Source organism: Streptomyces sp. SD15 (genome assembly GCF_054462255.1).
Genome location: NZ_JBTLMO010000041.1, coordinates 39,592 through 52,309 on the forward strand (window position 1 = coordinate 39,592; position 12,718 = coordinate 52,309).

At 72.1% G+C, this 12,718-nt stretch carries 9 protein-coding genes; 6 read left to right on the plus strand and 3 right to left on the minus strand.

Annotated elements, in window-relative coordinates; all coding sequences use genetic code 11:
• Positions 1–6: 6 nt before the first annotated feature.
• The 5 genes from ACX28W_RS32085 (at position 7) to ACX28W_RS32105 (ending at position 7,926) form a co-directional block, all read left to right on the plus strand.
• Positions 7–1,542 carry a purine-cytosine permease family protein gene (locus ACX28W_RS32085; protein ID WP_459003407.1) on the plus strand — a complete coding sequence of 512 codons (1,536 nt, stop codon included), beginning with the start codon at positions 7–9 and terminating at the stop codon, positions 1,540–1,542.
• A gap of 77 nt (positions 1,543–1,619) precedes the next feature.
• Complete coding sequence (locus tag ACX28W_RS32090; RefSeq protein WP_459003409.1) at positions 1,620–2,021, plus strand: nuclear transport factor 2 family protein; 402 nt, start codon at positions 1,620–1,622, stop codon at positions 2,019–2,021.
• Between the two features lie 16 nt (positions 2,022–2,037).
• Positions 2,038–3,477 (plus strand): gamma-aminobutyraldehyde dehydrogenase, encoded by a 1,440-nt coding sequence (locus ACX28W_RS32095; protein ID WP_459003411.1) that lies wholly within the window; start codon positions 2,038–2,040, stop codon positions 3,475–3,477.
• A 248-nt stretch (positions 3,478–3,725) separates the two neighbouring features.
• Positions 3,726–4,889: an exonuclease SbcCD subunit D gene (locus ACX28W_RS32100; protein ID WP_459003412.1), complete on the plus strand. Its 1,164-nt coding sequence runs from the start codon at positions 3,726–3,728 to the stop codon at positions 4,887–4,889.
• Between the two features lie 34 nt (positions 4,890–4,923).
• Positions 4,924–7,926: an AAA family ATPase gene (locus ACX28W_RS32105; protein ID WP_459003414.1), complete on the plus strand. Its 3,003-nt coding sequence runs from the start codon at positions 4,924–4,926 to the stop codon at positions 7,924–7,926.
• 26 nt (positions 7,927–7,952) lie between these two features.
• Here the strand turns inward: ACX28W_RS32105 and ACX28W_RS32110 are convergent, their stop codons facing one another.
• Positions 7,953–8,399: an Lrp/AsnC family transcriptional regulator gene (locus tag ACX28W_RS32110; RefSeq protein WP_459003415.1), complete on the minus strand. Its 447-nt coding sequence runs from the start codon at positions 8,397–8,399 to the stop codon at positions 7,953–7,955.
• Positions 8,400–8,493: 94 nt separating this feature from the next.
• On the opposite strand from ACX28W_RS32110, the gene ACX28W_RS32115 reads away from it, so the two are divergent.
• Positions 8,494–8,970 carry a rhodanese-like domain-containing protein gene (locus ACX28W_RS32115; RefSeq protein WP_459003417.1) on the plus strand — a complete coding sequence of 159 codons (477 nt, stop codon included), beginning with the start codon at positions 8,494–8,496 and terminating at the stop codon, positions 8,968–8,970.
• 143 nt (positions 8,971–9,113) lie between these two features.
• Here the strand turns inward: ACX28W_RS32115 and ACX28W_RS32120 are convergent, their stop codons facing one another.
• Positions 9,114–10,805 (minus strand): DUF885 domain-containing protein, encoded by a 1,692-nt coding sequence (locus ACX28W_RS32120; RefSeq protein WP_459003419.1) that lies wholly within the window; start codon positions 10,803–10,805, stop codon positions 9,114–9,116.
• Between the two features lie 254 nt (positions 10,806–11,059).
• A complete protein-coding gene (locus ACX28W_RS32125) occupies positions 11,060–12,511 on the minus strand; it encodes a GNAT family N-acetyltransferase (protein ID WP_459003421.1) in 1,452 nt (483 codons plus the stop codon).
• Between the last annotated feature and the right edge of the window lie 207 nt (positions 12,512–12,718).

Here is a 12,718-nt window from a genome sequence, read left to right on the forward strand (position 1 = left end):
GCGCCCGTGACGACCTCGATCACCGAAATCGAGACCTATGGTGTCGAGAGGATCCCGGACGAGGACCGCACGGCCCGCCCGATCGATCTGTTCCGGCTCGCCTTCGGCGGCGCCAACACCTTCGCGACCTGTGTGCTGGGCGCCTTCCCGATCCTCTTCGGCCTCTCCTTCTGGCAGGGCCTCGCGGCGACCGTCCTCGGCCTCGTCGTGGGTGCGCTGCTGCTGGCCCCGATGGCACTGTTCGGCCCCACCAACGGCACGAACAACGCCGTCTCCTCCTCCGCGCACCTGGGCGTGCACGGCCGGGTCGTCGGCTCGTTCCTCTCCCTGCTCACCGCCATCGCGTTCTTCTCGATCTCGGTGTGGTCCTCGGGAGACGCGCTCGTCGGCGGCGCGCACCGGCTCGTCGACGTCCCCGAGTCGGACGTCACCTACGGCATCGCGTACGCGATCTTCGCCGGGCTCGTCCTGGTCGTCTGCATCTACGGCTTCCGGTTCATGCTGCTGGTCAACAAGATCGCGGTGCTGGCGGCGTCGGCCCTCTTCGTGCTCGGTGCCTTCGCCTTCGCGGGCGACTTCGACCCCGGTTACGCGGGAGCCTTCGCCTCCACCGCCGACCCGCTGTTCTGGCCGTCGTTCATCGGCGCCGCGCTGATCGTGCTCTCCAACCCGGTCTCCTTCGGTGCGTTCCTCGGTGACTGGTCGCGCTACATCCCGGCCGGGGCCCCGCGCCGCCGGGTGATGGGGGCCGCGTTCCTCGCCCAGATCGCCACCCTGCTGCCGTTCCTCTTCGGCCTGGCCACCGCGTCGATCATCGCGTCGAAGGCTGCGAAGTACGTCGACCCGGCCGCCCCCAACTACGTGGGCGGACTGCTCGCGATCTCGCCCGGCTGGTACTTCCTGCCGCTCTGCCTGATCGCCCTGATCGGCGGCCTCTCCACCGGCACGACGGCCCTGTACGGCACGGGTCTCGACTTCTCCAGCGTCTTCACGCGCTTCAGCCGCGTCCAGGCCACCTTCTTCATCGGCGCCCTGTCCATCGCGTTCATCTTCGTCGGCCGCTTCGCGCTCAACCTCGCGCAGTCCATCTCCACCTTCGCCACGCTGATCATCACCTGCACCGCACCGTGGATGATCGTCATGACGCTCGGCTATGTCACCCGGCGCGGCTGGTACGACGCGGAGGCGCTGCAGGTCTTCAACCGCCGCCAGCGCGGCGGCCGCTACTGGTTCACGCACGGCTGGAACTGGCGCGGCATGTCCACCTGGCTCGTCTCCGCCGTCGTGGCGCTCCTCTTCACCAACCTGCCCGGCCAGTTCGTCGGCCCGCTCGGAGACCTGGCGGGCGGCACGGACATCTCGCTGCCGGTCGGCCTCGCCCTCGCGACCGTGCTCTACCTCGCCCTGCTCGCCCTGTTCCCCGAGCCGCGCGCCGTGTACGGACCGGCCGGACCCCGCTTCGTCCGGGCGTCGGACGCCCCGGTGCCGCCGATCACCGGCGGCACCGAGGAGACCGTCACCGAGACCGCCGTGGCCCACTGAGCCCTCGCCGTCACCCCCGTAACCGAACGCCGGGCGTTCCGGCCCCGCCGCCGAACGCCCGTGACCAGGAGCTGTGCATGAGTACCACCACCGTCCAGGAAGTCCGGGCCGCCGCGGACGCGCTCGTCGCCGCCTTCGCCGAGGGCCGCCTCGACGACTACTTCGGCGCCTTCGCTCCGGACGCGACCTTCGTCTTCCACACCACCCCGCAGCGGCTCGGCTCCACGGCCGAGTACCGCGCGCTGTGGCAGCGGTGGGTGGACGAGGACGGCTTCCGCATCCTCGGCTGTGTCTCGTCCGCACAGCTGATCCAGCACTTCGGCGACACGGCCGTCTTCAGCCACGACGTGGAGACCCGGGTCGCCACCGACACCGGTGAGGAGACGGTCCACGAGCGGGAGACCATCGTCTTCACCCGCGCCGCCCACGGCGGCTGGACCGCCGTCCACGAGCACCTGTCCGCCCGTACCGCCGCCTGACCAGGAGAGACGTTCCATGAGCACCACGTTCCGCAACTACATCGACGGTGTACTTGCCGATGCCTCGGACGGCCGCACGCTCGATGTGGTGGACCCCACCACCGGTGACGTCTACGCGACCTCCCCGCTCTCGGGGGCGGCGGACGTCGACGCGGCGATGGCGGCCGCAGCCGCGGCGTTCCCCGTCTGGCGCGACACCACACCGTCCGTGCGGCAGCGCGCGCTGCTGAAGATCGCCGACGCGATGGAGGCACGGGCCGACGAGTTGGTCGCCGCGGAGAGCCGGGACACCGGCAAGCCGCTCCACCTCACCCGCAGCGAGGAACTCGCCCCCGCCATCGACCAGGTCCGCTTCTTCGCGGGCGCGGCGCGGATGCTGGAGGGCCGCTCGGCCGGTGAGTACATGGAAGGGATGACCTCCATCATCCGCCGCGAGCCGGTCGGTGTGTGCGCACAGGTCGCGCCGTGGAACTACCCCCTGCTGATGGCGGTGTGGAAGTTCGCCCCGGCGCTCGCGGCGGGCAACGCGGTGGTCCTCAAGCCCTCGGACACCACCCCGGCCTCCACGGTGCTGATCGCCGAGATCATCGGCGGTGTCCTGGAGGAGCTGGCGCTGCCCCGCGGCATCTTCAACGTGGTCTGCGGCGACCGTGAGACCGGCCGCCTGATGGTGGAGCACCCGACCCCTGCGATGGCCTCCATCACCGGTTCGGTACGCGCCGGCATCCAGGTCGCCCAGAGCGCGGCCAAGGACGTGAAGCGGGTCCACCTGGAGCTCGGCGGGAAGGCCCCGGCGGTGGTCTTCGAGGACGCCGACCTGGCGAAGGCGGTCGAGGACCTGGTGGTCGGCGGCTTTTTCAACGCCGGTCAGGACTGCACGGCCGCGACCCGCGTCCTGGTCCACGAGTCGGTCCACGACGAGTTCGTCGCCGCCCTCGCCAAGGCCGCGGCCGACACCAGGACCGGGCAGCCGGACGACGAGGACGTGCTGTACGGACCGCTCAACAACGCGGGCCAGCTCGCCCAGGTCAGCGGCTTCATCGAGCGCCTCCCCGAGCACGCCAGGATCGAGGCGGGCGGCCACCGGGTCGGCGAGAAGGGCTACTTCTACGCCCCGACCGTGGTCTCCGGCCTCCGACAGGACGACGAGATCATCCAGAACGAGGTCTTCGGCCCGGTCATGACCGTCCAGTCGTTCACGGACGAGGCCCAGGCCGTGCAGTACGCCAACGGCGTCGACTACGCACTGGCCTCCTCGGTGTGGACCAAGGACCACGCGCGGGCGATGCGGATGTCGAAGAACCTCGACTTCGGCTGTGTGTGGATCAACACCCACATGGCACTCGTCGCCGAGATGCCGCACGGCGGGTTCAAGAAGTCCGGCTACGGCAAGGACCTCTCCGCGTACGGCTTCGAGGACTACACCCGGATCAAGCACGTCATGACGTCGCTCTGACATCCCCGAACGCGTCGCCCGCCCCGGCCCTGCACCGGGCGGGCGACGGGTTCCACCGCAGCGTCCAGTGTGCCGCCCGCGCCGGGAGTGGTCCGGCAATGTGGCGCCGGAAGCGGGTGCGTAGCTGAGACTCGTGTGGATCACGAGCCCATAGGCGTTAGCGTGGTGGGTGCTGATGGGGGGCCCGTGGTGGTTCGTGCTGGTTTTAGAGGCGTAGCGAGGGAAAACGTGCAGGTCGGAGCGGTTTCTTGAGATTGCTGCACACGTCCGACTGGCATCTCGGCCGGGCGTTCCACCGGGTGAACATGCTCGGTGCCCAGGCCGAATTCATCGGCCACCTCGTCACGACCGTGCGCGAGCGCGATGTCGACGCGGTGGTCGTGTCCGGGGACGTGTACGACCGGGCGGTGCCGCCGCTGGCAGCGGTCGAGCTCTTCGACGACGCCCTGCACCGACTGGCCGACCTCGGTGTGCCCACGGTGATGATCTCCGGGAACCACGATTCGGCGCGCCGGCTCGGCGTCGGCGCCGGGCTCATCGGCCGTGCGGGCATCCACCTGCGGACCGCGCCCTCGGCGTGCGGCACCCCCGTGGTCCTCGCCGACGCCCACGGTGACGTCGCCTTCTACGGACTGCCGTATCTCGAACCGGCCCTGGTGAAGGACGAGTTCGGGGTCGAGAAGGCGGGGCACGAGGCGGTGCTCGCCGCCGCCATGGACCGGGTCCGCGCCGACCTCGCCACGCGCGCGCCGGGCACCCGCTCCGTCGTCCTCGCCCACGCGTTCGTCACCGGCGGTGCGGCCAGCGACAGCGAGCGGGACATCACCGTCGGCGGGGTCGCCGCCGTGCCGGCCGGGGTCTTCGACGGCGTCGACTACGCCGCGCTGGGGCATCTGCACGGCAGCCAGACCATCACCGAGCGCGTCCGCTACTCCGGCTCCCCGCTGCCGTACTCCTTCTCGGAGGCCGACCACCGCAAGAGCATGTGGCTGGTGGACCTGGGCCCGGAAGGTTCCCTGAGCGCGGAGCGGGTCGACTGCCCCGTCCCGCGGGCGCTCGCCCGGATCCGTGGCCGGCTGGAGGAACTGCTCGCCGACCCGGAGCTGGTCCGCCACGAGGAGGCATGGGTCGAGGCGACCCTCACCGACCCGGTGCGCCCGGCCGAACCTATGGCGCGACTGACCGAGCGCTTCCCGCACACGCTCAGCCTCGCCTTCGACCCGGAGCGGGCCCCCGAGGACCCGGACGTCTCCTACGCCCGGCGACTGGCGGGCCGCAGCGAGCAGCAGATCGCGGAGGACTTCGTGGCCCATGTGCGCGGCGCGGGAGTCGACGCACAGGAACAGGCCGTGCTGCGGGACGCGTTCGACGCCGTCCGCGCCGACGAGGCCGTACGGGAGATCGCCCGGTGACCAGACCACGTGAGTGCGACTTCGAGGGGGGCCGATGAGGCTGCACCGCCTGGACATCACCGCTTTCGGGCCCTTCGGAGGCACCCAGAAGGTCGACTTCGACGAGCTGTCGGCCGCCGGACTCTTCCTGCTGCACGGCCCGACGGGCGCGGGGAAGACGTCCGTCCTCGACGCGGTCTGCTACGCGCTGTACGGAGCGGTCCCCGGCGCACGCCAGAGCGGCCAGGGCATGACCCTGCGCAGCGACCACGCGGCACCCGCCACCCGCACCGAGATCTGTCTCGAACTCACCGTCGCCGGACGCCGGTTGGAGATCACCCGGCAGCCGCCCTGGGCCCGCCCCAAGAAGCGCGGCGCGGGCACGACGACCGACAAGGCACAGAGCTGGCTGCGCGAGTACGACGCGGCGGCGGGCTCCTGGAAGGACCTCAGCCGCTCCCACCAGGAGATCGGCGAGGAGATCACCCAGCTGCTCGGTATGAGCCGCGAGCAGTTCTGCCAGGTCGTGCTGCTGCCCCAGGGCGACTTCGCGCGCTTCCTGCGGGCCGATGTCGAGTCCCGCGGCAAGCTGCTGGGCCGCCTCTTCGACACGCACCGCTTCGCCGAGGTCGAGAAGCGCCTCGCCGAGCGAAGGCGCGCGGCCGAGGCCGAAGTGCGCGAGGGGGACACGGGGCTGCTCGCCGACGCGCACCGTATGCAACAGGCTGCCGGGGACATCGTCGAAGTGCCGCTGCCCGAGCTCGCGCCCGGCGACCCCGGCCTCGCCGCCGCCGTCCTGACCTGGGCCGCCCACGCCCGCAGCACCGCCCGCGAACGGCTGACCGTCGCGCGCACCGCGCAAACGGCCGCCGAGTCCGCGCGGGTCGCCGCCGACCACGTACTCGACGACGTACGGGAAGTGGCGCGGCTGCAGCGCAGGTTCACGGAGGCGCGGGAGCGCGCCGCGCGGCTGGAGGAGCGTGCCGACGCCCACCGGGAGGCGCGGGCGAGGATGGAGCGTGCCCGCAAGGCCGAGGCGGTGGCCCCCGCGCTCGACCTGCGCGACGACGTCGAGGCCGAACACCGGCGCGCGGCCGCGGCGGAGGCACGCGTGCGTGCCGACCTGCCGGAGACCTTCGCCGGAGCCGGCGCGCCCGGGCTCGCGGCGGCGGCGCGCAAGGCGGCCGAGGAGCTGGGCGGCCTGGAATCGGCGCGCCGCGCCGAGCGCCGGCTCACCGAACTCACCGCGGAGCGTGCCTCCCTGGACCGTCAGGAGCGCGCCGACGACGACGTCCGCCAGGACGCCGAGAGCTGGCTCGCCACTTGGGAGGCGACCCGGGCCGACCTTCAGGACCGTGTCGAGTCCGCGCAGGCGGCGGCGGCGCGCGCCGAGCAGCTGGCCGTGCAGCGCGATCCCGGCCAGGCCCGCCTCGACGCCGCCCGCCGGCGCGACCGGTTCGCCAGGGAGACGGAGGATGCCCACGCGCGGGCCCTGGCCGCACGTGAACGCGCGACGGACGCCCGCGTCCACTGGCTCGACCTGAAGGAACAGCGGCTGAAGGGCATTGCCGCGGAACTCGCCGCCGGTCTCGTCGACGGCGAGCCCTGCGCCGTCTGCGGCGCCGCCGAACACCCCGCGCCCGCACGGAAGGTCGCCGGGCACGTCGACCGGGGGACGGAGGAGCGGGCCCTGGCCGCGTACCAGCGCGCCGACGAGGAGGCCACCGAGCTCGAGGGGCGACTCGGCGTCGTACGCGAGTCGCTGGCCGCCGCGACCGCAGCGGCGGGCATCGCCTCCACCGAGCAACTCGCCGAAGCGGCCGCAGAGTTGGAGCGGCAGCACGCCACGGCGCGCGCTGCCGCTTCCGGGCTGCACGCGGCGCGTGAACGTCTCGCGCAGGCCGAGCTCGAGCATGAACGGCGAGTCGCCGCCCAGCAGGAGGCCGCACTGCGCGCCGCGGCCCGCGTCTCTCACCGCGACCGCAACGACCGGGAAAGGGCGTCACTGGAGGAGGAGTTGGCGCGGGCCCGGGGCGCCGCCCACAGCGTTTCCGCGCGGTCCGCGCAGCTGGAGCGACAGGTCGAGCTGCTCATCGAGGCCGCGGACGCGGTGCGCGCGGCCGAGGACACCGCGCAGCGCCTCAAGGACGCCGACGCGCGCCTCGCCGACGCCGCCTTCCGCTCCGGGTTCGACACGCCGCTGGCCGCTGCCGCCGCACTCCTCGACGACGCGGCCCACCGGGACCTCCAACGGCGGCTCGACGCCTGGCAGTCGGAGGAGGCGGAGGTCCGCGCGCTGCTCGCCGAGGCCGACACGGCGGCCGCCGCCCAGCAGCCGCCCGCCGACCCGGGGTCCGCCCAGCAGGCGGCCGAGTCCGCCGCCCGACGGGTCCGGGACGCAGCCTCCGCCCAGGACGCGGCCGCCCGGCGCTGCGCGGAGCTCGACCGGCTGTCCACGCGCGCGGCCACCTCCGTACGCCGCCTGGCGCCGCTGCGCGAGGAGTACGACCGGGTGGCACGCCTGGCCGGGCTGGCCGCGGGCACCTCTGCGGAGAACGAGCGCAAGATGCGCCTGGAGTCGTACGTCCTCGCCGCCCGCCTGGAGCAGGTCGCCGCCGCCGCGACCGCACGGCTGCGGCGCATGTCGTCCGGGCGCTACACCCTCGTTCACTCCGACGACCGGGCAGGCCGTGGCCGCAGCGGGCTCGGGCTGCATGTCGTGGACGCCTGGACCGGGCGTGAGCGCGACACGGCGACGCTCTCCGGCGGCGAGACGTTCTTCGCCTCCCTCGCGCTGGCTCTCGGCCTCGCGGACGTCGTCACGGACGAGGCCGGCGGAGTGCGGCTCGACACGCTCTTCATCGACGAGGGCTTCGGCAGCCTCGACGACCAGACCCTCGACGAGGTCCTCGACGTCCTCGACGCCCTGCGGGAACGCGACCGCAGCGTCGGCATCGTCAGCCATGTCGCGGACCTGCGGCGGCGTATCCACGCCCAGTTGGAGGTCGTGAAGGGGAGAACGGGGTCGGTCGTGCGGCAGCGGGGCCTTCAGGACTGACCGGACTGGGTGGGGTGGCGGCGGTGTCAGCGGCCCAGTGGACGTCGGGGGAGAGGCGAGGAGTACACGACGCTCGTGGTCACCGAGCCAAGGGCGCCGATCTTGCCCGAGATCTCCTCCAGGTGGCTCATCGAGCGTGCCGCGACCTTGATGACGAAGCAGTCGTCGCCCGTGACATGGTGCGCCTCCAGGATCTCGGGCGTGGCGTCGACCAGGTCGTGGAACGGCTTGTAGTTGCCGTTCGGATAGCGCAGCCGGACGAAGGCGAGGATCGGTAGCCCCAGGCGCTCCGGGTCGACGACGGCCGCGTACCCCTGGATGACGCCCGCCTCCTCCAGGCGCCGAACCCGCTCGGTGACCGCGCTCGCGGACATCGAGACGGCACGGGCCAGTTCGGCGAAGCTGGATCTGGCCTCACGCTGAAGGACATCGAGTATGCGCCAGTCGGTGGCGTCCGGGGAATACGCGGTCATGTGCGATGAGTAGCAGGGAGATCCCCGGCAGATCAAGAGTGATGCCGTGGATCGCCCCTTCAGGAAGTGGATCACCGGACATAGATTTTCGGCTATGACTGTGCATGCAACGAACCCCGTACTGCGCGTGGCGCCGGCGTCCCCGGCCGCGGCCGCCGCCTACTTCGGTGCGAGCCTCGCCTTCCACGCCGACGTGTCCGATGTCGCCGGCGCGCTCGCGGCCGGTGGCGACCCGGGCTTCGTCGTCCTCGACTCCCGTTCCACCGAGTCCTGGGACCAGGGGCACGTGCCGGGCGCGATCCATCTGCCCACCGCGCTCATCCCCGAGCAGGCCGGGCAACTTCTCGACAGGTCGGTGCCGGTGATCACGTACTGCTGGGGCCCCGGCTGCAACGGGGCGACGCGCGCCGCCCTCGCCCTGGCCGAACTCGGCTTCCAGGTGAAGGAGATGCTCGGCGGCTTCGAGTACTGGGTGCGCGAGGGCTTCGAGTTCGAGACCTGGGAGGGGCGGCAGCGGCGCGAGGCGGACCCGCTGACGGCGCCGGTGGACGCGGCGGACTGCGGCTGCTGAACCCCGCCCGGGCCCACAGCAAGGGCGACCAGGTGATCAAGGTGCCGGACGCGGACATGCCCGACCGCCTTCGCTTCCACCGCTGACGGTGGAGATGCCGGCGAACGGCGGCCGGGCTCGCGCGCGGCCGCCGACGGTGGCCGTCAGAGTCGGGACAGCTCGTCCACCAGGTCGTCCAGGCCCAGGGATCCCTGCGACAGGGCAGCCATGTGCCACCCCTTGGCGTCGAAGGCGTCACCGTGGCGCTTCTTCGCGTTCTCACGGCCCAGCAGCCAGGCCCGCTCGCCGAGTTTGTAGCCGATGGCCTGACCGGGGATCGAGAGATAGCGGGTGAGCTCGCTCTCGACGAAGTCCGCCGGCCGGCTGCTGTGCGCGCCGAAGAACTCCTGCGCCAGCTCGGGAGTCCAGCGCTCGCCCGGGTGGAAGGGGGAGTCCGCCGGAATCTCCAGTTCCAGGTGCATGCCGATGTCGACGACGATCCGGGCCGCGCGCATCATCTGCGCGTCCAGGTAACCGAGCCGCTGCTCCGCGTCCGTGAGGAAGCCCAGCTCGTCCATCAGCCGCTCGGCGTACAGCGCCCAGCCTTCGCAGTTGGCGCTGACAAGGCCGACGGTCGCCTGGTAGCGGGAGAGGTCGTCGACCACGTGGACCCACTGGGCGAGCTGGAGGTGATGGCCGGGGACGCCCTCGTGGTACCAGGTCGAGACGAGGTCGTAGACGGGGAAACGGGTCTGCCCCATCGTGGGCAGCCAGGTACGGCCGGGCCGTGAGAAGTCCGCCGACGGCGCGGTGTAGTAGGGGGCCGCGGCGCCGCCCGGTGGCGCGATGCGGGACTCCACCTTCCGTACCGGCTCGGCGAGTTCGAAGTGTGTGCCGTCCAGGGCGTCGATCGCCTGGTCCATCAGACCCTGCAGCCATGCCTGGACCTCGTCGACACCCTCGATGTGCTTGCCGTGCTCGTCCAGGTGCGCGAGTGCCACCCACGGGGTCTCGGCGCCCGGCAGGATCTTCTCGGCCTCGGCCCGCATCTCGGCGAGCAGCCGGTGGTACTCGGCCCAGCCGTACGCGTACGCCTCGTCGAGGTCGAGATCCGTACCGTTGAAGTACCGCGACCAGCGCGCGTACCGCTCGCGGCCCACCGTGTCCGGCGCGCCCTCGATCGTGGGCGCGTAGACGTCGCGCATCCAGTCCCGCAGTTCCACCAGGGCCCCCGTGGCCGTACGGGCGGCCGTGTCCAGCTCGTCGCGCAGGGAGTCGGGGCCGGCCGACACGAAGTCCTCGAACCAGCCGCGGCCCTGCCCGTCCGTGTCCGACCACTCGGTGAGCTGCTCGATGAACGTCGCGGTGGGGCGCGGGCCCGCGTACAGCTTGCGCTCCAGGCCGAGGGCGAGCGACTGGCGGTACCCCGCCAGCGCGGTCGGCACCGCACGCAGCCGCTCGGCGATCGCGGCCCAGTCCTCGTCCGTCTCGGTCGGCGTGATGGTGAACACCTGGCGCACGGAGTGCGCGGCGGTGTGCATGTTGCCGACGGACCGCAGGCCCTCGTCGGCCTCGTGCACGGCCAGTTCGGCAGTGAGCCGCTCGCGCAGCAGCCGCGCGCAGCGGCGCTCGATGTCACGCTCCGCGCCCGGCCGGCGCTCCGCCTCGTCGAGCCGCGCGAGGGTCGCCCGAGCCAGCTCCGCGACGGCCTCCTGGCCCGCGGGCGAAGGGTCTGGGAGCTTGCCGGAACTCTCCTTCACACCGAGGTACGTACCGAGGACCGGATCGAGGGCGACGAGGTCGTCGACATAGGCGTCGGCGACCTCGCGGGGCAGCGGGCTCTTCGTCTCTGACATGCGGACATCCTCGTACGAGGACGGGTGCCGCGTCAGCCCCACCAGCGGGGCGGAGGCGGCCCCGGGCTAGGGGGTGTCGTTTGGATCACCTCGGATCAGGCCGCGGCGCATGGTGCGGTGCATCGCAAGGCGGAGCATGACCCGCGTACTGGGCGTACTCGGGTGATGCGACAACGCGGCGAGGTGCCGTGCCAGGCGTCGCGGACCCGGGGTGATCCAAACGACACCCCCTAGGTGCCCGGGGCCGCCGGATGTCACTGGTCCCGCACGATCCGCGCGCCGCGCCGGCCCTGAACCTGGCCCTGGCCGTGGTCGTACGGCAGCCGGGACGTCACCGGTGTCGCGTCCAGGCGGGCCGTGATGACCAGGGTGCCCTCCTCGATCTGGTAGTCGAGAGGGAGGCCCAGGCCGCGCATCGCCGCGACCATGCCGGTGTTGGACGCCTGTGTGACGGCGTACACGCTCTCGCAGCCCGCCTCGACGGCCATCGTCACGAGACGGCCGAGCAGTTCGCTGCCGATACCGCGCCGCTGCCAGTCGTCCTCGACGAGCAGAGCGATCTCCGTCTCGTCGCCGTCCCAGAGGAGGTGGCCGAGCCCGACGATGCGCCCTGACGCCGTCTGCACGGCGAGGGTGCGCCCGAACCGTGGGCTGAGCAGGTGCTTGAGGTAACGGTCCGCGTCGCCGACCGGCCCGTGGTAGCGCATGGTCAACGTGCGCGGTGAGCAGCGCTCGTGCATCGCCGTCGCAGCCTCGACGTCGGAGACATCGGCACGGCGCACGGTGATGGCGCTGCCCTCCGACATCGTCAGCATGTCCTGGCTGCGCGGCATGCGCGGACCGAGCCGCGCGTCCAGCTCCACCAGCGCCCGCGCCCGGGCGAACTCGGTCGGTGTGAACGGCAGATACGGCCGCTCCACGGTGATCACCCCGCCTTCCGGCGCGCGCAGCAGCATCACCGTGTCCTCGAGCGCCCCCTCGACCGGAGCGTCTTCTTCCGCTCGGCCGGACCCCGGGGACTTGGCGGGCAGTGAACGAATGGTGCACCGGCCGAGCAACTGCCTCAGTGCGAGGGGCAGTTCCGCCGCGTCCAGCGCTGTTCGCGTGGCCAGGCCCAGTACCCGCGTCGGCGCGTCCACCAGGTCGTGGGCATCGGCCCGCTCGATCCAGGTCTCCTTGCCGCCCGCCTGCGACAGCGCGCGGGTGATCTCGGAGGAGGCCAGTTCCGCGGGCGCGCGCAGCAGGAACTCGTCCACTGTGCCCTCCGCGAGCGGGTGCGCCTGCAGGCTCAGGATGTCGACCTGTCGCTGCGCCAGCGCGGTGCACAGCGCGGCCAGCGAACCCGGCTCGTCCTTCACCGTCGTCCGCATCCGCCAGAGCACCGTCGCTGCGGCGACGCCCTTCGGTGCCGCCGCGGTCTCCTCGGACGGCCCGGCCGCTCGCCCGTCGACGAGCGGCCGGGTACCGGTATCGTCGGCCGGCGGTGCGTGACCGTGGCGCCGTGCCCACCATGTGTGGAACCCGGCCGTGGCGACCAGGACGGCGGCCGAGATCACCAGCAGGGCCGGCCCGTCGGGGCCGTGCCCGATCAGGTTGGCGACGGCGTCCGCGACCGCGACCGCCGTGAACAGGGCGGCCAGTTCGACAACGTCCCGCCGCCAGTGGTGGACGGGGCGACCGTGCCGTGCACGGCTCACATCTGACATGCCTCGAGTCATGCACCTACTGTGAAGGAGCGGTGTTGCGTGATCGCGAACGGTCTGTGACTGATCGGTAAAGTGTCGTTCTGCACCTTTTGCAGTTCTTTTTACGAGTGTTTTGCCTCGGCTGGACCGGGTTGGTTACGTACCTGCACGGCGAAGCGGGCGCGCACCGGGGGATGACTCCGGTGCGCGGCCCGACGCGTCGAGGGT